A 22,432-nucleotide genomic window follows, 5' to 3' on the forward strand; every position below is an offset into this window, starting at 1 on the left:
ACCGAACGCCGTTATCGGCTACATCACCATGTTCAGCGCGTTCACAAATTCCTGGGCCTTCGCACGGCTACTCAGGCTAAAGACGCAAGCGGTCAACAGTCGATTGCGCAGAAAAACATCACGGCCTTTGATTCTATTGACGCCCGTGATGTCCTTAAGATAGACAATCTCGGTGTGCTTGCCGCCGAAAGTGCCCTTCCTGAGCACCTCGATACGGTTGGGGTAGATCTTGACGTCTTTAAACCTACCCGAGCCCTTGTCCTGAAACAGCAAGGTGTTGTTGTCCATGTATGTCACTCCCATGGGGTTCGTGAAAACTGTCTCTATGGCCACATTTTAGTCACCGCAAGGCCCCCATGCGAAGGTGCCAGACAACGCAGCAATTCGTGTCAGCGCGAGGCTTTAAACTAAATGCAATAAAGATGCACTCCTCAAGAGGAAAGTCGGGCGATATTGATGGGTGAACTGGTAAACCGCGGGGAATCGGCAATCGTGCCAGAAGTTTTTTACAAGCAGGTTTCCTCGATTCTCAACGCCGCTCGCGACAAGGCCTATACCGCCATTAACTTTGCGATGGTTGAGGCATATTGGGAGATCGGCAAGAGTATTGTTGATGAACAGGGCGGAGAGGAGCGCGCCAAGTATGGCGATGCACTGATCGACGAACTTGCCGTTAGATTGACTAAGGATTTTGGCAGAGGCTTCAACGCCAGAAGCTTAAGATACATGCGTCAGTTTTATCTTGCGTTCCCAATCCGGAACGCACTGCGTTCCGGATTGAATTGGACACATTACCGCAGGTTATCGCGTATAACCGACCCTGATGCTCGAACATGGTACATGAACGAATGCGCCGATTCTCGCTGGAGCACGCGTCAGCTCGAACGCCAGATCAACACCATGTTCCGCGAGCGCCTACTTACCAGCAAGGACAAAGAGGCCGTCACCCAGGAAATCCAAGAGAGCGCCCCGGCTCGTCGCCCCGAGGATATCATCCGCGACCCATATGTACTGGAGTTTTTAGGTTTCTCGGACGATGCTACGTTTCGCGAGAGCGATCTAGAGCAGGCACTCATCACGCATCTTCAGAAGTTCCTGCTGGAGCTTGGCCGTGGTTTCGCTTTCGAGGCGCGCCAAAAGCGCATCACCTTTGATGGGCGCCATTTCTATATTGACCTTGTGTTTTACAACTATCTGATGCGCTGCTTCGTGCTCATCGACCTTAAGACCGATGACCTTACGCACCAGGACCTGGGCCAGATGCAAATGTATGTGAACTACTACACGCGCGAGCTCATGAACGAAGGCGACAATCCGCCCATAGGCATCGTGCTCTGCGCGGACAAAAGCGATTCGATCGTCGAGTACACGCTGCCCGAAGACAACGACCAAGTGTTTGCCGCCAAATACCTGCCGTATCTTCCAAGCAAGGAAGAGCTGGCGCGCGAGCTGAGTGCCGAGTACCGCGCCATCAACGAAGCGATCAATGGCGAAACGCAAGGGTAGCAATGAGGCTCCAGCGAGCGCGACAACGGCAACGGATCGCTCATGCGCATCGCTCCCCTGGCGTTCACCGATGCGACAGACGAAGAGGTCAGCAAGGTCTCCGCGATTACGCACGCCCACAGAACGTCGACCGATGCATGCGTCATATTTGTCGAGCAGATGAGAGACGTGCTGAACGGCGCACTCCCCTCGTGGGCGCTGCAGCTGAAAAGCGCGCCCGACCACGAAATCAGGTCCGGCGGTTTCGTGCGCGACACCCTTAAGGCAGCCGCCTGGTGCTTCGTCAACACCAACAGCTACGAAGATTGCGTGCTTGCCGTCGTCAACCTAGGCGACGACACCGACACCACCGCAGCCGTCGCAGGCGCCCTCGCCGGCACGGCCTACGGCATCGCTGCAATTCCGCAGGAGTGGGTCGACGCCCTACGCGGAAAAGAACTGATTGAGAATTGCTTGTTTTAGGTCGCCATTCAAGAAATAAGGTAGGAGGCATCATGGAGAGGAAGATCGCGAATATCGATGAGTTCAAAATGGACGAAAACGAGACCCCGATACTCCCAACGGGACTGAGGGAGGAAGAATACCTTTATGTCCTCCCCGACGGGCGTCACCTCCCCTGCGGGGTCTACCGGACCGAAGATGGCGGCTCGCTCATTTATGAGCCATCCGAACTAAGCTTCTTCGGGCAGATGCTTGCCCAATTCAAAGAGAGCTAGAGGCTTGATTGCCCGTTAGATCGACACTGCTCAAAACCAGGGGGCCGGCTATCCTCCACCGCGGCCCGTGAGGTAGGATTAAGCCTGCCGCGGAATCCGCCTGCGGGCAACGCTCCGATCTCCGATTGGGGTGAAGCCTATGAACTTGTTTCTTGAAATCCTGCGCCTCTCGATGTATGTGACCGGCATTGCCCGGAACCTCTACTCGATCTGGCGGGAATATAAGCAGTAACGGATAGCGAAGGGAGTCATAGAAAAGGGCCGGTTGCAGCCGACCCTTTAAGACGATAGCACCTGCGTTGCCCGCGTCTCCGAAGTTTGAGTAGCTGAGGAGCGGGTTCCGCGGCACATCCTGATTTTACCCAGTGGCAAGGCTCTTTTACAGCCGTTCCACCGTTTATTTACATCTGCCATCACGGGCGGGATGTTGCGCACTCTCGCGAGCCAACCGGCACCACTCCCCTACTTACCAAAGATCGCAGCGAACAAGCCCTTGCGTTTGGGCTTTTCTTCTCGGTAAGAACCCTCGGCGACCGCTGCCACCTGATGCTGCTGCTCGCCGCCTCCACGGCGTACGATCTGGTATAGGAAGGGCGATTTAACGTATTTGACCTCGATGGGCGTGGCGTGTACGGTGCTCTCGCCGGACAGATGCAGGCTCGGGTTGAGCGGCGCCACGATATGCGTCTCGCGCTTGTCGCTAACCACCACCGCGGCCGCACGACCCGTCTGGCCGTTCACGGCGATGCGCACCTGCTCGCCATCGCGGCTGTCCGTCGCCGGACGATCGACAAAGTAGACCGGCACCATCACCAGGCCGTCCTTATGCTTGCGGGCCTTGCGCGCCCAGGTTCGGATGCTCTTTTTATTGAGCCCCAGTACGGCCTCGGCATCGTTGCCCGCAACGTCGAGCGCCAGCTTATCAATGACCACCTGGTCCTTGGTAGACGCATCGACGGAGACAACGCGGAAGTCGCCCTCCTGCATGGCAGGATCGAACGGGCCCACCTTGGCAAAGTCCCACGGCTCCAAAATGCCCATAAGGCGAACGTCCAGGTAGTTTGCCCTGGGGTATGCCCAGTCGAGCACCTCGTAGTACACCAAGGTCTCCTTGCTCAGGCCCTTTCCCGGGAAGGACGCCATCATGCGCAGGTCCGCCAGCGCCATGGGGAAATAGAAGAGCATCATGTCGTTTTGAATCGCGTCTTCCACGTCGTGCCCGGCAAAGGCATCAGGGTACTGGCGCACCAGCTGCAGCGCGTTGGCACGTGCCTGCTGCGGCGAGATTTCGCAGGGAATACCCTGCTCAGGTACATACTCCGCACCAACACCCATGGTCAGGCGCTTGCTGAAGGTGCCGGGTTTAAGCAGGTCGGCAACGCCGATCTTATTACCGCAGGACGGGCACTCAAACACGCGCTGGGTCGATGACCCCTCAAAGGACGCACCGCAGAAGGGGCAGGGAATGCTCACGTGCGTGGCTTCTTGGAACTCCTGAGCCGTGCCGCGGTCCTCCCACAGTAGATGCTCCAGAACCGACTGATTGCGCCAGTACGAATTAAAGAAATACCAGTCCGGGTCCTCCGGGCGCTCGAGCTGCGACACATGCGTGAGCTTGAGCAGTCCATCCACCACCGTCAACGGCGTATGACGAATGCCCAGGGCGCTCTTGGGCTCCCCCGCATCGGCCTGCCACGGAACGACCGTGCCGCAATAGGCGCACTCAAAGCTGCGTTTAGCCTGGTGTGAGTACATAGGGCCGCCGCAGTTTTGGCATTTAATGGCAAACATCTCGTCCATGGATACGTCCTCCTTTACGCAGGGGCTGTCGACATTAAGTATGTCGAGCAAACAGGCACATGCCCATACCCATGTGGCCCAAAATGGAGCACTCGGTCAGACAAGAAGCCCCACTCGTTAGCGCGGGCAGACCATTGCTGCATTTTCTGAGCACCGGCGCACGGTGCGCCCATGCGAGCTACACTATCCCCTTAACGAGAATGCGAGGAGATACGCCATGCTATTTGTAAATCGGCTGGTACATACGCTTGTTCCCGGCAGCGAGGGCGAGCCGGTCGATGCATCCTGCCGTACCAACGCGGGCTTTGCCGCAAGCCTCATCTGCATTGGCCTCAACATTACCCTGTGCCTAGCCAAGGGCATCGCGGGCCTGCTCGCCGGCTCTGTCTCGCTCATCGCCGACGCTTTCAACAACCTCTCCGACGCCTCGAGCAACATCGTGAGTCTGCTCGGGTTCCGCCTTGCCAGCCGCCCGGCAGACGAGGGCCACCCTTACGGCCACGGCCGCTACGAGTACCTGGCCGGTCTGTTTGTCGCCGTCTTGGTTTGTGCCGTCGGCATCAACCTAATCCTCGAGTCGGTCACCAAGATCATCAAACCTTCCCCCACTGCATATTCGGCGCTCTCCTTAGCCGCCCTCGTCTTGTCCATGCTCGTTAAGCTCTGGATGGCCGCGTTCAACCGCACGCTGGGCGACCGCATCGACTCGGAGACGCTCATCGCCACGGCGCAGGACTCCAAAAACGACGTCATCACCTCGGGCTCGGTCTTAGTGGCGGCACTTATTTCGCAAACGACCGGCTTTGACCTCGACGGCTGGGCGGGCCTGGGCGTGGGCATCTTCATCTGCATCAGCGGCATGGGCCTGGTGCGCGACGCCATCAGCCCGCTGCTGGGACAAGCGCCCGACCCCAAGCTCGTCCAGGAAATCCGCGATAGGATTATGTCGTATCCGCAGGTCCTAGGCACACACGACCTCATGGTGCACGACTACGGCCCCGGCCGTCAGTTTGCCAGCGCCCACGTGGAAATGCCCGGCGAGGGCGACGCATTTGAGCACCACGAGATCCTGGACACCATCGAGCACGACATCAAGCGCCAGATGGGCATTGGCATCACGCTGCACTGCGACCCCATCGCGACAACCGGCGATGATCTGCGCGGCTGGGTCAAGCGCGGCGTCATGCAGATCGACCCCGCGCTTTCCATCCACGACCTTCACGAACACGATGGCTTTGTGTCATTTGACCTGGTGCGTCCCGACGGCTTTGACATATCCGACGAGGAGCTGCTGGAGCTCGTCACGCGCATCGTGCACGAGCGCCGACCCGACGTCTCGTGCGTCGTCACGTTTGATTCGGGCTTTAGCTCGCCCGACCGTCCGGCTGAACAGCTGTAGCCCGCTTAACAGCTAGTTTCCCTGCGCGTCCGAGATGCCGTTTTGTAGGGCGTTCCAGGCATCCGTCGCCAAGCCGCCCAAGTTCTGCGCGGCATCGCCCAGGTTTTGTGCCGTATCGCCCAGCTCTTGCGCCTTGTCTCCCAACTCCTGTGCCTTGTTGCTCAAGTCCTCAAGCGTATTGGAGCTCGAGCTGTCGGTACCGCTTTGTCCGTCGGACGAGTTGCCCGAGCTGTTCTTGTGCGTGAGCTGAATTTCGAGGTTGCCGCTGTCGTTATAGTAGGCAGAAGTAACGACCCAGTTGGCATCGACAACGGGCGTTGAGCCATCATCGGTCAGGACCACGGCATTCGAAAGATCGGCGCCGCGCGACTTGAGGAGCTTCTTGGCGTTGGACCAGTACTGCCCCGGGATATCGCTCAGATCGACGGTGCTAGACGAGGCGAACTCGGTTTGCTCGGCAGTGGTATCGGCCGTTGAACTCCCTCGCTTGTTGAGCATGCCCGACACGATGGCAAACACAACCGACAGCGCAAAGAAGATCGCCAGTACGATGAGGATCTTCTTGATCACGCTCGACGAACGCGACGGCTTCTTCTCCTCGTCCTCGCCATATTGCGGAATCGACTTGGGGTACTCGCGATACGGCTCGCGCGACTCGTAGCGAGGCTGCGCAGTGCGAGGCATATACGTCGTCTGCTGAGGCTGCGGAATGGGATTCTGCGGCAGGTTGTCATAGGGATTCGGCGTCGAGGCAGCATAAGAATCCTGCGGCGTGTAATCAAACGGATCCGGAGCTGCGTTGCCATAGGGGCCTTGCGAAGATGCAGCGTAAGAATCCTGCGCCGTGTCGCCATAGCCCATAACCCGGGTGGGCTCGGCAGAAGGCTGCGTCGCGGCGGGGTCGGTATAACCGGGGTTGGGAACAACGCGGGTCGCATCGGCGCTATCGCCAGCCTGCGCGGAACCGTAGCCGCCCATCACGGTTGTTTTGTCCTGATCCATGCAACGATTCCTTTCCGTCGCTCGTGAGCATCAAGTTATCCATGCATTCTACCCGCGCAAAAACCTATGATGGGCAGAGCCCGTCGGTATCTACAAGACATGCGCGGGCCTAAGGATAAAAAAGCCCCGCCGGGCCTTGTGGGCACGGCGGGGCGGGCTAACAGCTATGGACAGCAGACTTAGAACAGGCCGGTGATGTTGCCGTCGTTGTCGACGTCGATGTTTTCGGCCGCGGGCACCTTGGGCAGGCCCGGCATGGTCAGAACACTGCCGGTCAGCGCGACCACAAAGTGGGCGCCGGCAGAAACCTTGAGCTCGCGCACCGTGATGCGGAAGTTCTCGGGAGCGCCCAGGGCCTTGGCGTTGTCGCTAAAGCTGTACTGCGTCTTGGCGACGCACACCGGCAGGTTGCCAAAGCCGTTCTCGCGCAGCTCGACGAGCTGGCGCTTGGCGGCCGGCGTAAAGTCAACGCCGTCGGCGCGGTAGACCTTGGTGGCAACGGCCTCGAGGGCATCAGCGACATCAGCGCCGTCCTCATAGGCAAACTTGAGCTCGCTCGGCTGCTCAATCAGACGCATGACCTCATCGGCAAGCTCGAGCGCGCCCTCGCCGCCCTTGGCCCAGACCTCGGAAAGCTTAACGTTGACGCCGAGCTTCTGACACTCGGACTCGATGAGCGCAAGCTCGGCCTCGGTGTCCGTCGGGAAGCGGTTGATGGCGACTACGCAGGGCAGACCATAAACGTTCTGGATGTTGTCGACGTGACGCAGCAGGTTGGGCATGCCGGCCTTGAGTGCCTCGAGGTTCTCCTCGTTGAGGTCGGCCTTGGCGACGCCACCGTTGTACTTCAGCGCACGAGCGGTCGCGACGACCACGACGGCGCTGGGGCGAACGCCCGTCATGCGGCACTTGATGTCGAGGAACTTCTCGGCACCCAAATCGGCACCGAAGCCGGCCTCGGTAATGGCGACATCGCCAAAGCGCATCGCCATACGCGTGGCCATGATGGAGTTGCAGCCGTGGGCAATATTGGCGAAGGGACCGCCGTGGACAAACGCGGGCGTACCCTCGAGCGTCTGCACCAGATTGGGCTTGAGCGCATCCTTAAGCAACGCGGCCATGGCACCCTGGGCCTTAAGGTCACGGGCGCGAACGGGCTCGCCGGCATAGCTGTAGCCGACAACAATCTCGCCCAGGCGCTCCTTGAGGTCGTTAATGCTCGTAGACAGGCACAGGATTGCCATGACCTCGGAGGCGACGGTGATATCGAAGCCGTCCTCGCGCGGCACGCCCTGGGCCTTACCGCCAATACCGTCGATGACGTGGCGCAGCTGACGGTCGTTCATATCGACGACGCGCTTCCAAGTGATGCGTTTAACGTCGATGCCAAGCTGGTTGCCCTGCTGAATATGGTTGTCGAGCATGGCGGCCAGCAGGTTGTTGGCAGCACCGATGGCATGGAAGTCGCCGGTAAAGTGCAGGTTGATATCCTCCATGGGGATGACCTGAGCCCAGCCGCCGCCGGCAGCGCCGCCCTTAACGCCAAAGACGGGGCCAAGCGAAGGCTCGCGCAGGGCCACGGCGCTCTTGACGCCGCGACGGCGCAGGCCGTCGGCCAGACCGATGGTCGTGGTGGTCTTGCCCTCGCCCGCAGGCGTTGGGTTGATGGCGGTCACGAGGACGAGCTTGGCCTGGTGATCAGTCGGCTCGTTGAGCAGTGAATAATCGACCTTAGCCTTGTCGAAGCCGTACGGAATCAGGTGCTTAACGTCGACGCCGGCGTTCTTGGCCACCTCGGTAATAGGCAGCGGCGTGACAGAACGTGCGATTTCGATGTCAGTAGGCATGGGCGGTCCTTTCGTTACCGAATGAGAAAAAGACCAATTCAGCATAGCACGGGCGCGCAATAGTAAAACACCCGTAACCGATGAATGGCGATATGTTTATCCAATGCTCAGCGATAGCTTAACAGCCCGCCAAAACAAAGCGCCCTAAATGGTAGGTTCAATCCCCAAGTGCTCAAAGGTGCGAAGCGTTGCCTGGCGGCCCTGGGGCGTGCGAATCATCAAGCCGCACTGCAGCAGATAGGGCTCATAGACATCCTCGAGCGTTCCCGGGTCCTCGCCCACCGCGCTGGCAAGCGTTGTCAGGCCCACGGCACGTCCGGAGAACGTCTTAGCGAGTGTCTCCAAAATGCGAATATCCATCCAGTCCAGACCAAGCTCATCGATCTCGAAGAACTCGAGCGCCTGGCGACAGATATCGAGCTCGATGGGACCGTTGCCACGCACCTGTGCGTAATCGCGCACGCGCTTGAGCAGGCGGTTGGCAAGACGTGGCGTGCCGCGCGAACGCGAGCCGATCTCGAGTGCACTGGGATGGTCGATCTTCACGCCCAGAATAGTCGCCGAGCGCGTCACAATCTGCGCGAGCTCTTCGACCGTGTAGTAATCCAGGCGATATGAAATGCCAAAGCGGTCGCGCAACGGGCCGGTCAACATGCCTGAGCGGGTCGTTGCCGCTACCAGCGTAAACTTGGGGATATCCAGGCGAATCGAGCGCGCCGCCGGACCCTTGCCAATCACGATATCGAGGGCAAAGTCCTCCATCGCGGGGTACAGGACCTCCTCGACCGAACGGTTGAGGCGGTGGATCTCGTCGATAAACAGCACATCACCCGGCTGCAAGTTAGTAAGGATGGCCGCCAGGTCGCCCGTGCGCGCGATGGCGGGACCACTCGTGGTCTTGATCTGAGCGCCCAGCTCGTTGGCGATAACGGTGGCCAGCGTGGTCTTGCCCAGGCCCGGAGGACCCGAGAAGATCACGTGGTCGAGCGTCTCACCACGGCTCTGCGCCGCTTCGATCAGCACGCGCAGGCTCTGCTTGATGTGCTCCTGGCCGCAGTAATCGTCCAGGCGCTGGGGGCGCAAAGTGCGGTCGACATCAAGGTCCTCGGCCGTCAGCTCCGAGCCCACCATGCGCTCGCCGTGTGCCATGGATGCCGCCGGCGAGTTACCGGGCGTCGCCCACAGGTCCTGAGAGTCATCGGCTTCCCACATCACGCATCCATTCCGAGTCGCTTAAGCGCCGCGCCGAGCAGATCCTCGACACGCATATCCTGCCCATCATACCCGCTCAGGGCGACCTCGGTCTCCTGCGGGCTAAAGCCCATGGAGAGAAGCGCCGCACGGGCGTCATCGATGGCCGAGGCAGCGGCAGCGGACACGGGCATCGCAACCTGTCCGGGAATCACGTCGACCGGCACAAAGCCCTTATCCTTGGCAAAGGTGCTCTTGAGTTCCAGGATCAGACGCTGAGCTGTCTTTTTGCCAACACCGGGCACCTTGGCCATGCCCTTGTCATCCTCGGCCATCACCAGCGAATACAGCTGCCCCACGGTATAGGTGGAAAGCACGGCGAGCGCCAAGCGCGGGCCAACGCCCGAGACAGACACGAGCCGATCGAACATCGTGCGCTCATCCTTAGAGGAAAAACCGAAAAGTGTCATGGCGTCCTCGCGCACCTGCATACGCGTGTAGAGGCGGACCTCGCCGCCGGGCGTCGGCAACGTGGCCGCAGTGCTGCCCGAGATGCCGAGCTCAAAGCCAACGCCCGACACATCGACGACAGCAGAGCTCATCGTGGCCTCGACAAGCGTTCCGTGGAGCTGGGAGATCATCAGTATCCGGTTCCTCTCTGTTGATAGAACTCGCCGCCGGTAAGCGCCCGGGTGCGGCTGAGGTTAACGTGGCAGATGGCGCAGGCCAGGGCATCGGCGGCATGGTCGGGATGCGGGTCGTGATCGAGCTGCGTGAGCGTGCGCACCATGTAGGCGACCTGCCGCTTATCTGCGGCACCGGTACCCACCACAGCCTGCTTGATCTGCATAGGCGTGTACTCGCCGATCTCGAGCGCGCACTCCGAAAGCGCCACGAGCGCGGCACCGCGGGCATGTGCCGTGGGGATTGCCGAGCGGACATTAGCGCCAAAGTAGATGCTCTCGATGGCAGCGGTATCGGGTCGATAACGCTCCACGACACCCTTGAGGTCGCGGGCGATATGCGACAGGCGCACCGCGAGCGGACTACCCGCGCTGGTCTCGATACAACCGTAGGCACGGCAGCGAACCTCGCCACGCCGCTCCTCGATAATCCCCCAACCCGTATGGGCCAAACCGGGGTCAATGCCCAAGATAACCAAGCCAACCTCCCCTCGCCACAAGCGCAGCGCAAGACAAGGCCCCGCGCATCATTCACGAACGTCTGTTCTAGAATAACACAACGGGGCCAAGATGCTCAGTTGAAGTGTCAGGGTTGGAAGCGAATCCTACCCCCAGTTTAGTTCTGCGAGAAGAATGGGAACTGTCGGGGATCCACCGGCGGATGCGACATCGGGCCATCCTGGGGACCACCTTGCGAGCCGCCCTGACCGCCCATCATCTTATCGATGGCGTCCTGAACCTCGCCCTCGAACTTCTTCATTCCCTCGTGCAAACGACGCCGACCGTCCTCGGAGCGCAGCTCCTCCATCTGCTCGGGCGAAATACCCAGTAGCTCGCCCAGCACGCCCATCATCTCGTTTCGCATGCGCTCACTCGTATCCTCGTCAGCAAAACGGCGCACCTCGGCGCGCGCCAGCGAATCGACCGACATACGCTCCTTGCCATTAAGCCCCAGGTCGGACCAGGCGAGCATGTACGGCCAAGAGCGCTCGGCAAACGAGCGGGATGAGACGATCGGTGCCGTCGGCAATATGCGGCGGGCAGCCTCACCCTGTCGAACGAGCATCAGCAGCAGCGAGCAGGCCTCAGGCTTGCCAGCGGCCATCGGGATGTCGTCGAAAGATCGATTGCGGTCCACGTGCGCCTCGAGCGCGCCATCGACCTCACCCGGTTCGAGCCCACCGAGCAGCTGCGCCGCGCGGTCGAGCATGTCGACCGGACCGTCGAGCGTCGAGAGCGCTTGCGCCAGCACGCGCTCCATGCAATCCTCCACCGCGTTGAGCGTCACGAGCTCTTGGGGCACCACGGCAGACGCGCGGTTGCGCACGCGCGCCACAAACTCGAGGGTCGACAGATACACATCGCCAAAGGGTGCGTAATCGCCCTGGTAGCCACCGCAAAGCGCCGGTGCCGCCAACGCGTACTCGGTCTTGGAAAGCGGGCTCAGAGCCATCGCGCCCAGTTCGAGCGCCGTGTCCTCCAGCATAAGGCCCAGCGTGCGCGAACGCAGGCGCTCGGCATCGCCCGCCGACACATCGCGGTCGAGTACGCGCGCCGCATCCGGCGCATCACGCTCAACCGTGCGAATATGCAGGCGCTCGGCAATCGCGCGAACGGCGGCGCATCGGGCGGCCTCAGCCTCTTCCTGCGCCGGCGTAAAGATGCGGTTGCGGTCCAACACCAGGCCGATCACGTTGCGCGAGCCCAATGCATCGACAGCCAGCGCCGCAAGCAAGGACGACGGCAGATCGCCCTCGAGCGCCACCACAGCACGCGACGCACCGTGGGCTCGGGCGTTGTCGCGCACGGCGAGCACCAGCGCCTGCCACAACCACTCCTCGGAACGAAACTCGGGCAGCTCGTGGTCCTCCAAGGCATCGAGCATCACGCCGCGCTGAATCTCCTGAACCAGCAGGCTCTCCTCAAAACACGGCGCCTGGGCCACCACGCGACCACAGTCGTCGAGCACAAACGACCCGCCGGTATACACCGACTCGTCATAGGCACCGACCGGCGCCATGCAGGCAAACCATACGCTGCGCTTGGACGCGATCTTACGGTAGGCACCGCTGCGAACGGCGGCGATGGCGGCCGTCTCGCGGTCGGTCATATCAAACGCGTTGAACTGAAAATAGGCGATGAGGTCGACGCCGGTCGGCAGCATCTCGAGCTCGCGGTCCAAGTCGAAGATCACGGCGATACGCACGCCGTCCACGTCAAACACCGGCGGCGCCCAACGGGCATCGCCGTTCCCACCGCGCTGCAGGGCAATGCTCGAACGGGCCGGCACCACATGGCCGTCCTTGAGCATCATGTAGTCGAGCAGGGGCTGGCCCTCAAACGAAACCGCCGCGGGCACGATGCAGATCATATCGAGTTCTTGGATACGCTCGGCAACGCCCGTCAGGCTCGTCAGCATGTCGTGCTCAAAGTCGGCAGCGCCCACCAAGCCGCCGGGCAGGGCTCCCATAAAGAGCGGAGCCGGCACGCACAGCACGCGCGCACCGCGCTCGTGGGCCAGGCGCGCCTGGTCCTCGATGCGACCGCAAATGCCCTCAATATCACCCAGGCGCATATCAATCTGTGCAAGTGCGAGCTTCATGGCCCAGCCCTTTCCGTCGTAAATCGTCGTTGTCGTAGTAAAAGCGCCGGCCGCATAATGCAGCCGGCGCTCGCATGTGCATATGCTAGCTATGATACCCCGAGCGGGGGCGCGCTCCTAGAACGTCGCGGACCACAGCCCATGCAGGTTGCAGTAGGCATAGACGGTACCGGTCTTGGAGCCGCCGGCGAAAAACGTCGCGGGCTTCATGCCGGGCTCAAGGTAATGGACCTCTAAGCGGCCCTCGGCCTCAAGCGCAATCCACTCGATGTAGTGCTCGGGCAGCATGGGGTGCTCCGTCGAACCCACGCGTGCGCGAATGACGTGACCGTCGCGCTCGATCTCGACAACAGGCACGTGCTTCTCGTGCGCTGCATCCTCGGTGTTCGCGGTCAGCTCCGTGCAGCCGGCAGGGGTCGCAACGCCGTCGCCAAGGGCGGCAACGAGTTTGCCGTCGGAGTCCTTAAAGAATTTCGCCATGATGTTCTCCTTTGCTGATGTGCCAATATTCCTGATGGTTCTTATGCCCAAAGGCAGACAAACCATCCACGGCATTGCAAATGAACACATAACGGGCGCGTTAAGCGGTCGATGCCGGGGCGCGTCGGCAATTCCGAGCGCCCGGCTACGTATGCATCAGCGCGCAGGCTAGCGTCCCTCGCCGCCCAGCAGCGCCAGGACATCCTCGCGCGTGAACAGCGCCGACGAGATGCCGTCGCCGCCGAGCACGCTGTTGACCAGATCGCGCTTGGACTCCTGCATCTGCATGATGCGCTCCTCGATCGTGTCCTTGGCGATGAGCTTGTACACGGTCACGGTATGTTGCTGGCCAATACGATGCGCGCGGTCGGTCGCTTGGTCCTGCGCCGCCACGTTCCACCACGGGTCGTAGTGGATGACCACGTCGGCCGCCGTCAGGTTGAGGCCCACGCCGCCCGCCTTGAGCGAAATCAAAAAGACCGGAACCTCGCCCGCTTGGAACTGCGCGACCATCTTGGCGCGGCTCTCCTTGGACGAAGCACCCGTGAGCTTAAGGAAGGCGATGTCCTCCTTAGCTAAGCGCTTGCCGATGATATCGAGCATACCCGTAAACTGGCTGAACAGCAGGATGCGATGCCCGCCGTCGAGTGCGCCGTGCACGAGCTCCATGCAAGCGTCGAGCTTGGCGCTCCCCGCCTTGTAATCCTCGTAGTGTAGACGCGGGTCGCAGCAGATCTGACGCAGCTTGGTGAGCTCGGCGAGCACCTTGAGCTTGTCTTTCTTAAACTCGGATGCCTCACGGTGCTGCACCTGCTGGGCGATGCGGTCTTGGTTTGCCAGGTAAAGCTTGCGCTGCTCGCCGGTGAGCTGAGCCACGACGGTGTCCTCGATCTTTTCGGGCAGATCGTCCACCACGTCTTCCTTGACACGGCGCAGCACAAACGGCGACACGAGCGCCTGCAGGCGAGCGGCGCTGTCGCCCTCGGCATGCTCAACGGGGCTCTCAAAACGCTTGGCAAACGACTCGCGCGTGCCCAGCAGGCCCGGCATCAAAAAGTCGAAGATGCTCCAGAGCTCGGACAGGCGGTTTTCGATAGGCGTTCCCGTCAGGGCAAAGCGCACGCCGGCCGGCAGGCGCTTGGCAGCGCGGGCCACCTGGGTGAGCGGGTTTTTAATGTACTGGGCCTCGTCGAGCACCACGCGGGCAAAATCCTGCCCGGCGTACTCGTCGATATCGCGGCGCATAAGGTCATACGACGTCACGACCACGTTATACTCGGCCACGCCGGCAATCTGCACGCGGCGTTGCGCCTTGGCGCCCACGATGGCGCACACATCGAGCGACGGGGCAAAGCGCTCCAGCTCGGCGGTCCAGTTGTACACGAGCGACGCGGGGCATACCACGAGCGTGGGCTTGGTGTCCCCCGCCTCCACGCGCGCCAGGATATGCGCGATCATCTGGAGCGTTTTGCCCAGGCCCATGTCGTCGGCCAAGATGCCGCCAAGGCCCAGGTGTTCGAGCGAGCCGAGCCACTGGTATCCGTCGACCTGGTAGCCGCGCATCGTTGCCTTGAGCGAGGCGGGTACCGTAAAGTCCATCTTGCCGAGCGTGTCCAGGCGCTCGACGGTGCGGCGGAACGCGGCGTCGCGATCGGCCTCGAGCGCCGGCGTGCGCGCGAGCATGCTATCGACAAAAAGGGTGCTCGACGCGGGAAGCGACACGCCGTCGAGCAGGTCGACGGCATCGACACCCAGATCTTCGGCAAGGCCAAACGCGGCGCGCGCTCCCTCATCCAGGCGCACGATGTCGCCGGACGTCAGGCGCGCAAACGTCTGGTGGCGCTTGTACGAATCGAGATAGACGGCAAGGTCCGCGGCCGAAAGCCCGCTCGCGCCCAGCTCGACGTCGAGCAGGTTACTCTTGACGGTCGCACGCACCGAAAGCTTGGGCGCAGGGCGGACCGAGACCTGGCGCAGACGGTCACTGAGCATGACCTCACCCAGCTCGGACAGGGCGGACAGACCCTCGGTCAGCAGACAGAACAGGCTCTCATCATCGCGCTCCTCAAACGCCAGACCGCCCTTGTAGAAATCGAAGTACAGGGCCGCTGTATCCATAACGCGAAACTCCGCCACCTCGTCGCGGGGTGGCACACCGGGGCGTTGCTCTTCGAAAGGACTGCCCGGAGCACCAAGACTAAAGAGATCAGCCGACCAATCGCCGTAGGTAACCGTAATTTTGCAGGTCACAAGACCATCGTCGACGCCGATTGCCATGGCAAAGCTCGCCTCGGGTGCCACAGTATCGAGCGCGGCGGGCGCGGTGAGGTCGGTATAGTCGCGCAAAATGGGCAGCGCCATACGGCAGAACTCACCCACCTGCTCGGCGGCAATATGGGCGGGCGTGCGGCACGGCAGCAAGCGCGACAAAAAAGGTGCGGCATGCTGAGCAAATGCAGCGTCGGTACGGCGCGCGCGGCGCGTGTCAACCAAGTAGGCGGCATCGCCCGACGCAAAGCAGTACATATCGGCGGGCAGGCGCAGGTCATAGCTACCACCAGCCGCCGGCGCGATTTTGGCGGCAAGAAGTGGTGGGCGCTTAGCGGACGCCTCGTCCTCCCCTTGCGGAGACAGCTCAACCGCCACGTCGTAGGTGCGACGCGTCGTCGTCCCCCGCGACCAGGCGGGCTCAAAGGAGATGGTCTGGCCGCGCAGCAGGTCCAGCACATATACGATGCTATGCTCGGACAGCGGCAACTGACGCTCGGCAACAAAACCGCTGCGGGCAAAGTCGTACGACGCCGAACGCGAGCTTGTGATGTCATCGAGATAGGCAACTGTCGTCACAACAAGGTTGAGCAGCTTTGTCGATGTTTCGTCAAAGGCCTCAGGTGAATGGACAAACGTGAGCTTCTTGCCATAGGAGAACGTGCCGCCGCGCACGTAGGCATCGGCCATGCCGTCGATGTCCTTGACCACGTAGGAGACCGATCCACAGCGAATGCGGAACTCGAGCGCCCAGCTAAAGCGGTCAGCGAACAGCGGATTGTAGTACGGCACCAACGAGGGCTCCAACGCCGCTTTGGGGGCGTCGGGATCAACGGCACCGGCAAGTTTGCGGCGCATGCTCGCCAGCTCATCCATGCGCGCGTCCGAAAGATCGGAAAGCGCCGCCACAAGGCTCGGGCTCGTGGGGACGGGCGCCGGGAAGGGAAAGTTGGGGTTGACGGCCGGCGCGGCGGACGCGGCGCGCGCGGGCTGTTTCGGCTGCGCCGTAAACGTGCGAACCGGCGTGCGCAGCCCCTCAACAGGCTCAATGCCGCTGGTGTCCAGGTACGCCAGCGCTGTGGCGATGGCGTGCTTGCACATACCGGGATAGCGGTATGCGGCGGGGCAGTCGCAGTCGTAGTCGATAACCTCGTGCTCGTCCATATCGAGCGCCACGTGCGTCTTGTACAGGTCGCCGCGCGAGCCGCGCACCGAGCCCTCAACCGTCACGTTTTTGGAGAAGCGCGAGCCGCTGTCCTCAATCGACAGCACGGCGCCGTTGAGCATGAGCGAGCGGCCCTTCATAAAGGTGCCGCTCAACGCCGCCTCTTTGCGAAGCGCCTGCACAAACGTCCCCTGCGCCATCACTTCCTCCAATCTCACCCGGGGTAGCTTAGATAACCGTCACGCGACCCTGGTTACCCACAATCGCCTTTGCCTCGGCCAGCAGCGGAATCGAGCGCGCGTTGACCTTGGCCGGCACCTCGGCACGTAGCACGCGCCCGTCCACCTGCTCGATAAAGATCTCCACGCGGTCGCCGCCCGGGTTGGCGGTAAGCACCGTGGCAAGACGCGCCATATTGCCCTGGCTAAAGCGGCTGTTGGGCACCATGACCTCAAACACCTTGGGCTTGTTGTTCTCCTCGTTAAGCTCGAGCGGCACGATCTCCTGCGCGATGATCTGGTCGCCGCGGTCCGAGCGCTCGAGCTTGCCCTTAATGCGCACAAAGGCATCGGACAGCTGCGCGCCGGTCTCGGGATCGACCTCGCCGTACAGGTACCCCTCGGCCTCCTTGTAGGTCTTGGGGAACACGACGACGGTGGCCTCGCCTTCCATGTCCTCGAGCTGCACGATGCCCATGGGGTCACCGTTTTTGGTCACGCGCTTGGACACGCTCGAGACCATGCCGGCCCACCACAGCGCCTTGCCCTCGGGAATTTCCTGGTTGATGGTGCCGCCCGTAGGATTCTGAACTTCGTAGCCGGTGTCGATCTGCGAGAACGAGAAGTCACGCGCCTTGGCTAGTGCATACTCAAACGGGCGCAGCGGGTGGTCCGAGACATAGATGCCCAGAACCTCCTTCTCCTGACTCAACTTGAGGTGGCGGTCCCATTCCTGGCCATCCGGATCGGGCACGCTCACCTCAAAGCCCGAGCCCTCAACGTCGCCAAACATATCGAAGAACGACGTCTGGCCGCTCGCGCGATCCTTCTGGCGCTTTACCGCGGCATCGATGATGTTCTCGGGGTTGTTCTTGTCCACAAAGTGCATCATCTGGCGACGCGGATACCCCGTGGAGTCGAAGGCGCCTGCCTTGATGAGCGATTCGATCACGCGGCGGTTGGCCTGGCTCGAGTCCACGCGCTCGACAAAGTCGTGCAGCGTCTTAAACGGGCCGCCCGCCTCGCGCTCGGCGATAATCGCCTGCGCCACGCCGGTGCCCACGCCGCGGATGCCGGCCAGACCAAAGCGCACGCCCTCCTTGGTAGCCGTGAACTCGGTACCGGACTCGTTGACATCTGGCGACAGCACGGGGATGCCGTCGTGACGGCATGCCGAGACGTAGTGCACGATCTTGTCGGTCTTGCCCGTATAGGACGTCAGAACGGCCGCCATGTACTCGTGCGGATAGTGCGCCTTGAGCCACGCCGTCTGCATAACCAGGATGGCGTAGCCGGCGGAGTGCGACTTGTTGAAGGCGTAGGACGCGAACTCGAGAACATCGTCCCAAATCTTCTGGGCGACCTCGCGCGTATAGTTGTTCTTGATGGCGCCGTTCATCCAGTGGTCGTAGGTGGTCTCGTCGGAGCCATCCTCCCAGTGGAGCACCGTCGACGTGAGCAGCTTGATTTTCTTCTTAGCCACGGGCTTACGGATACGCGAGTCCGATTCGCCCTTGGAGAAGCCGCACATCTCGACGGAGATGAGCATAACCTGCTCCTGGTAGACCATGGTGCCGTAGGTTTCGCCCAGGATGTCGTCCAGGCGGTCGTCGTAGGAGACCGCCGGCTCCTTGCCGTTCATACGGTTGATGTAGGACGAAACCATGCCGGCGCCCAGCGGGCCCGGGCGGTACAGGGCGATCAATGCTACGACGTGCTTGTACTCGGTGGGCTTCATGTTCTTGATCGTGGCCGTCATGCCTGCGGACTCGACCTGGAAGACGCCGGCGGTGTGGCCGGAACCCATGAGCTTAAAGATCTCGGGGTCGTCAAAAGGAATCTCTTCCTCTTTGATGTCGATGCCGAAGTTCTTTTTGATGTTTGCCTTGGCCTTGGAGATAACAGTCAGCGTGCGCAGGCCCAAGAAGTCCATCTTGAGCAGGCCCATGTCGGCAACGGTATGGCCCTCGTACTGGGTAATCTCGACGCCGCCCTTGGTGTCGAGCTTGGTGGGCACGTGCTCGTTGACGGGGTCGCGGCAGATCAGAACGGCGCACGCGTGCACGCCCTCGCCACGGGTGAGGCCCTCGATTGAGAGCGCCGTGTCGATGATGCGGCGGGCGTCGTCGTCCTTTTTATATGCCTCGGCAAAATCGGGGTTAAACAGGTCCTCTTTGCCGGGTTGCTTTTCGAGCACCTGCTTGAGCTTGACCTTGGGGTCGCTCGAGACCATCTTGGACAGACGCTGGCCCATGTAGACCGGGTAGTCCAGGACGCGAGCGGCGTCGTTGATGGCCTGCTTGGCCTTAATGGTCGAGTAGGTGATGACGTGGGTGACCTTCTCGGGGCCGTAGAGCTGGCGAACGTGCTCCACGACCTCGAGGCGCCGCTCATCGTCGAAGTCCATATCGATATCGGGCATCTCGGTACGCTGCGGGGACAGGAACCTCTCGAACATCAGGCCGTTCTCGAGCGGATCGAACGCGGTGATGTTCATGGCGTAGGCGACGATAGCGCCGGCAGCCGAGCCACGGCCGGGGCCGACGCCAATGCCGTTGTCCTTGGCCCATTGCACGTACTCAGCGACGATCAAAAAGTAGGCGGCAAAGCCCTTGTCGCAGATGACCTTGTATTCGTACTCAAAGCGCTCTTTGATGTTGACGCCACCGATCTCGCGCGTGGCCCAGTCGTCGCCATAGTGTTGGCGCAGGCCCTTCTCGCACTCGCGGCGGAACTGGCTCTCGTGCGTCTCGCCGGGATCGAGCAACGGGAAGCGCGGCAGGATGATGGAGTCCCAGTCCAGCTCCACGTAGCACTTGTCGGCGATCTCGAGCGTGTTGTCGCAGGCCTCGGGGCAATACGGAAACATCGCCCGCATTTCCTCCTCGGACTTCATGTAAAACTCCGAGCCGGTCATGCGCATGCGGTTGGGATCGTCGACCTTGGCGTTCATGCCAATGCACATGATGACGTCCTGCACGGGAGCGTCCTCGCGGCGCAGGTAGTGGAAGTCGTTGGTGGCGATGACCTTGACGCCTACCTGCTTGGCGATGTCGATGAGCGTGCGGTCCATCTGCTCATCGGTCAGGCCGTTGTCGGTGGTGATGCCGTGTTCCTGGATCTCGATATAAAAGTCGCCAGGTTCGAAGGTATCACGGAAGGTCTCGGCCCACTTGATGGCGCCCTCCATGTCACCGCGGTCGATGTATTTGGGAATGATGCCCGCGATGCAGGCGCTGGTGCAGATCATGCCCTTGGCGTGGCGGCGCAGGTTGTCGAGCGTCACGCGGGGCTTGTAGTAAAAGCCCTGCACGGCTGCCTCGGAGACCGTCTGCATCAGGTTGACGTAGCCCTCCTGGTCCTTGGCCAGAAGGATCATGTGGTAGAGCTCGGGCTTATGGTCGCGAGCAAGGGTCTCGTCCGGCGTAAAGTAGACCTCGCAGCCAAAGATGGGCTTGATGACCAGAGGCGGCTTGAGCTCGTCGATGTTGCCCTTCTCGTCCCACATGGCCATGTCCTTCACATACTGGGCATGCTCGCGCGGGTTTTCCTCGGGATCGGGCTCCACCAGCTCGTCGCGGCGATCCTTTTCCAAAAAGGCCTTGTCGTGACTCCAGGTTTTGTACTCAGGCGTGTTGTGGTTGACGGCGTCGCAGGCCAGCGCCAGGTCGGGCACGCCATACATGTAGCCGTGGTCGGTAATGGCGACGGCGGGCATGCCCAGCTCTACGGCGCGATTGACCATATCCTGGATACGGGTTGCGCCGTCGAGCATGGAGAAAACGGTGTGGTTGTGCAGATGGACGAATGCCATGTGATGAGCTCCGATGCGGGTTCGTGTTCTGACTGAACGATTTTACCGCACGGCGCGGATAGCACCCGAACCTAGCCAAACCAACACGGGTAGTCAATTTGGGACCTTCAAAAAGGGGAATGAGGGCATCCAGATATATCGAGTATTACTGGAACCCCGGCGATGCGCGGAATGATTTGTGACGAATAGTCATGTCCATCAAGAAGGCTCGACGCTTCGGATAGCTCGTCAATCGATATATCAATTCTTGGAGACCTGTATTCCAACCATTTTTAATGAAACAACGGCGGTAATTGCTATCGCGATTGCACCAATAATACCGAGCGCTATCTGAATGGGATATAACCCCAACACATGTCCAAATATGGAGAAAAACACTGCAGAAAAGAGAGCCCTTACCAGAGACGCGACGGAAAGGATCGTCGCGCGGAGATCGTCCGCTATCGCGTCTTGGATTAAGTTTTCCGAAGTGATGTACACCACTTCTGGGAGAAAACAAAGCACCATGCTAAGGCCAAACAAACACAGCGGATTTGAAGCGAACCACGGAAGAATCATGAAAAGGCCAGCCTCGATTAGCATCGAGCCGAGCATGGTATTTCTTTTCCCGAAACGCAATGAGAATAAATCTGCTGCAATGTAGGCCGTCGCATTTACTGCATAGGATGCACCGAAAAAGATTCCTATTATGGAGACAGGAGCATCAAATGCGTCGAATACCAACTGATTCAAGTTGTAATAACTCCCATAGAATCCATCGAGCATGCTTGTGCCGATTAGAAGAAGCAATACCGCAAAAGCGGATTCTCCAACACGCCAGGTTTCGCGTCTGAACATCTTGGCCGCGTCAAACCTTCCCTTTTCAGAGCTTTCAGAACGGGTCGCTTCCGTCCTCTCAATGGGATACAGAAGGAAAAGCTGCAGGAGATAGAAAACGGAGACACATACGTAGAGGGCGCTCCAAGATACTTGGGCAATGAAAGATCCGAGCACAATCGCCATTCCCGTAGCGATTGATTGCGCGGCAAGCAGCCGAGCGTTGATGGTGAGGAAACGCTCTCCTTGACCGGCATTCCGGGCAATTTCATATAAAAGTGCTTGTTCGGATCCCGATTGAAGGGAGTAGGCGAGTGCCTCAACAAGGGAAAGCACGACAAGAAAGGGACCTGAGAGCAACAGCATGCCAGCCGTATGGAAGAAAAGCAGCAGCACGCCCACTTGAATCGAAAACTTCTTTCCAAAGAAATCGCCTATCAGCCCTGTTGGCAGCTCGAGAACGACCGTTGTAATGTTAAACAGGGCTTGATAAAGCGCGATTTCCGTGACAGACATTCCTTTCTCCGCAAGGAAAAGTAGAAACACTCCCCGATTTAAAACAAATCCCGCGAGAACGAAAAAGGCGGAATAGATGTGCAGTTGCGTAGCGGCATTCTTATTCATTTGGCACTTCCATCAACTACTTTTGTCGGGCCGCTCGCTACTGACTCGAAGCCCGAAGCGTTCACGGTTTCCGATGAAGAGTCACCTTGCCTTTTGCGGACTGGGCGCGCTTCTCGTACTTATAGCCGTTGAGCTTGTTGCGGCTGGGACGCTTGCCCGTGGCGTTCTCGATATCCTGCATGATGGACCCCGCCAGAGCGTCAAAAAGCTCCTCCGGCGTCACCTTAAGCGTTTTGGCGAGCTGCATGATGGCTCCTTATTCGTTTGAACCGTTCGAGCCATTGTACCACCCCAGGCTCTC

General features: G+C 60.5%; 16 protein-coding genes and 1 pseudogene. 4 read left to right on the forward strand and 13 right to left on the reverse strand.

Annotated elements, in window-relative coordinates:
- Nucleotides 1–18: 18 nt before the first annotated feature.
- The gene (locus tag DWW51_RS01085; RefSeq protein WP_117773055.1) at nt 19–288 is read right to left on the reverse strand and encodes a hypothetical protein; all 270 of its coding nucleotides are present in this window, start codon (nt 286–288) and stop codon (nt 19–21) included.
- A gap of 168 nt (nt 289–456) precedes the next feature.
- On the opposite strand from DWW51_RS01085, the gene DWW51_RS01090 reads away from it, so the two are divergent.
- From DWW51_RS01090 to DWW51_RS01100, 3 genes and pseudogenes are all read left to right on the forward strand, one after another.
- On the forward strand, nt 457–1,506 hold the full coding sequence (locus DWW51_RS01090) for a YhcG family protein (protein WP_117773057.1): 1,050 nt from the start codon (nt 457–459) through the stop codon (nt 1,504–1,506).
- A gap of 27 nt (nt 1,507–1,533) precedes the next feature.
- Nucleotides 1,534–1,968, forward strand: a pseudogene (locus DWW51_RS01095) (ADP-ribosylglycohydrolase family protein); the annotation flags it as partial.
- A gap of 32 nt (nt 1,969–2,000) precedes the next feature.
- Nucleotides 2,001–2,222: a hypothetical protein gene (locus DWW51_RS01100; RefSeq protein ID WP_117773059.1), complete on the forward strand. Its 222-nt coding sequence runs from the start codon at nt 2,001–2,003 to the stop codon at nt 2,220–2,222.
- Between the two features lie 462 nt (nt 2,223–2,684).
- Here DWW51_RS01100 and DWW51_RS01105 read toward each other — a convergent pair whose 3' ends face one another.
- Nucleotides 2,685–4,022: a hypothetical protein gene (locus DWW51_RS01105; protein ID WP_117773061.1), complete on the reverse strand. Its 1,338-nt coding sequence runs from the start codon at nt 4,020–4,022 to the stop codon at nt 2,685–2,687.
- Nucleotides 4,023–4,239: 217 nt separating this feature from the next.
- On the opposite strand from DWW51_RS01105, the gene DWW51_RS01110 reads away from it, so the two are divergent.
- Nucleotides 4,240–5,421 (forward strand): cation diffusion facilitator family transporter, encoded by a 1,182-nt coding sequence (locus tag DWW51_RS01110; protein ID WP_117655594.1) that lies wholly within the window; start codon nt 4,240–4,242, stop codon nt 5,419–5,421.
- Between the two features lie 12 nt (nt 5,422–5,433).
- On the opposite strand, the gene DWW51_RS01115 is transcribed toward DWW51_RS01110, so the two are convergent.
- From DWW51_RS01115 to DWW51_RS01165, 11 genes are all read right to left on the reverse strand, one after another.
- Nucleotides 5,434–6,423 (reverse strand): hypothetical protein, encoded by a 990-nt coding sequence (locus DWW51_RS01115; RefSeq protein WP_117655593.1) that lies wholly within the window; start codon nt 6,421–6,423, stop codon nt 5,434–5,436.
- A 179-nt stretch (nt 6,424–6,602) separates the two neighbouring features.
- A complete protein-coding gene (locus DWW51_RS01120) occupies nt 6,603–8,270 on the reverse strand; it encodes a formate--tetrahydrofolate ligase (protein ID WP_117773062.1) in 1,668 nt (555 codons plus the stop codon).
- 144 nt (nt 8,271–8,414) lie between these two features.
- Nucleotides 8,415–9,482, reverse strand: a complete 1,068-nt coding sequence (ruvB, locus tag DWW51_RS01125) for a Holliday junction branch migration DNA helicase RuvB (protein WP_117773064.1) — start codon at nt 9,480–9,482, stop codon at nt 8,415–8,417.
- On the reverse strand, nt 9,482–10,102 hold the full coding sequence (ruvA, locus tag DWW51_RS01130) for a Holliday junction branch migration protein RuvA (protein WP_117655590.1): 621 nt from the start codon (nt 10,100–10,102) through the stop codon (nt 9,482–9,484). Before ruvA ends, ruvB begins: the two co-directional genes overlap by 1 nt.
- Nucleotides 10,102–10,623: a crossover junction endodeoxyribonuclease RuvC gene (ruvC, locus tag DWW51_RS01135; RefSeq protein ID WP_035137351.1), complete on the reverse strand. Its 522-nt coding sequence runs from the start codon at nt 10,621–10,623 to the stop codon at nt 10,102–10,104. The genes ruvA and ruvC overlap by 1 nt, the downstream gene beginning before the upstream one ends.
- A gap of 137 nt (nt 10,624–10,760) precedes the next feature.
- A complete protein-coding gene (locus tag DWW51_RS01140; protein WP_117655589.1) occupies nt 10,761–12,746 on the reverse strand; it encodes a hypothetical protein in 1,986 nt (661 codons plus the stop codon).
- Between the two features lie 117 nt (nt 12,747–12,863).
- Complete coding sequence (locus DWW51_RS01145) at nt 12,864–13,226, reverse strand: desulfoferrodoxin family protein (protein WP_117655588.1); 363 nt, start codon at nt 13,224–13,226, stop codon at nt 12,864–12,866.
- A 168-nt stretch (nt 13,227–13,394) separates the two neighbouring features.
- Nucleotides 13,395–16,859, reverse strand: a complete 3,465-nt coding sequence (locus DWW51_RS01150; RefSeq protein ID WP_117773066.1) for an SNF2-related protein — start codon at nt 16,857–16,859, stop codon at nt 13,395–13,397.
- A 28-nt stretch (nt 16,860–16,887) separates the two neighbouring features.
- Nucleotides 16,888–20,691, reverse strand: a complete 3,804-nt coding sequence (dnaE, locus tag DWW51_RS01155; RefSeq protein ID WP_117655586.1) for a DNA polymerase III subunit alpha — start codon at nt 20,689–20,691, stop codon at nt 16,888–16,890.
- A gap of 240 nt (nt 20,692–20,931) precedes the next feature.
- Nucleotides 20,932–22,131: an MFS transporter gene (locus DWW51_RS01160; protein ID WP_117655585.1), complete on the reverse strand. Its 1,200-nt coding sequence runs from the start codon at nt 22,129–22,131 to the stop codon at nt 20,932–20,934.
- Nucleotides 22,132–22,192: 61 nt separating this feature from the next.
- The gene (locus DWW51_RS01165; RefSeq protein ID WP_117655584.1) at nt 22,193–22,378 is read right to left on the reverse strand and encodes a DUF3284 domain-containing protein; all 186 of its coding nucleotides are present in this window, start codon (nt 22,376–22,378) and stop codon (nt 22,193–22,195) included.
- Nucleotides 22,379–22,432: the final 54 nt, after the last annotated feature.

It is taken from the genome of Collinsella sp. AF15-51, from assembly GCF_003462845.1.
Taxonomy (GTDB): Bacteria; Actinomycetota; Coriobacteriia; order Coriobacteriales; family Coriobacteriaceae; genus Collinsella.

Excerpts from the sequence above, each read along its gene's own strand:
- DWW51_RS01140 (WP_117655589.1), bottom strand. The coding sequence starts at position 12,746 with ATGAAGCTCGCACTTGCACAGATTGATATGCGCCTGGGTGATATTGAG.
- dnaE (WP_117655586.1), bottom strand. The coding sequence starts at position 20,691 with ATGGCATTCGTCCATCTGCACAACCACACCGTTTTCTCCATGCTCGAC.
- DWW51_RS01150 (WP_117773066.1), bottom strand. The coding sequence starts at position 16,859 with ATGGCGCAGGGGACGTTTGTGCAGGCGCTTCGCAAAGAGGCGGCGTTG.
- DWW51_RS01120 (WP_117773062.1), bottom strand. The coding sequence starts at position 8,270 with ATGCCTACTGACATCGAAATCGCACGTTCTGTCACGCCGCTGCCTATT.
- DWW51_RS01100 (WP_117773059.1), top strand. The coding sequence starts at position 2,001 with ATGGAGAGGAAGATCGCGAATATCGATGAGTTCAAAATGGACGAAAAC.
- DWW51_RS01160 (WP_117655585.1), bottom strand. The coding sequence starts at position 22,131 with ATGAATAAGAATGCCGCTACGCAACTGCACATCTATTCCGCCTTTTTC.
- DWW51_RS01110 (WP_117655594.1), top strand. The coding sequence starts at position 4,240 with ATGCTATTTGTAAATCGGCTGGTACATACGCTTGTTCCCGGCAGCGAG.
- DWW51_RS01090 (WP_117773057.1), top strand. The coding sequence starts at position 457 with ATGGGTGAACTGGTAAACCGCGGGGAATCGGCAATCGTGCCAGAAGTT.
- DWW51_RS01165 (WP_117655584.1), bottom strand. The coding sequence starts at position 22,378 with ATGCAGCTCGCCAAAACGCTTAAGGTGACGCCGGAGGAGCTTTTTGAC.
- DWW51_RS01115 (WP_117655593.1), bottom strand. The coding sequence starts at position 6,423 with ATGGATCAGGACAAAACAACCGTGATGGGCGGCTACGGTTCCGCGCAG.
- ruvB (WP_117773064.1), bottom strand. The coding sequence starts at position 9,482 with ATGTGGGAAGCCGATGACTCTCAGGACCTGTGGGCGACGCCCGGTAAC.
- ruvA (WP_117655590.1), bottom strand. The coding sequence starts at position 10,102 with ATGATCTCCCAGCTCCACGGAACGCTTGTCGAGGCCACGATGAGCTCT.
- DWW51_RS01085 (WP_117773055.1), bottom strand. The coding sequence starts at position 288 with ATGGACAACAACACCTTGCTGTTTCAGGACAAGGGCTCGGGTAGGTTT.
- DWW51_RS01145 (WP_117655588.1), bottom strand. The coding sequence starts at position 13,226 with ATGGCGAAATTCTTTAAGGACTCCGACGGCAAACTCGTTGCCGCCCTT.
- DWW51_RS01105 (WP_117773061.1), bottom strand. The coding sequence starts at position 4,022 with ATGGACGAGATGTTTGCCATTAAATGCCAAAACTGCGGCGGCCCTATG.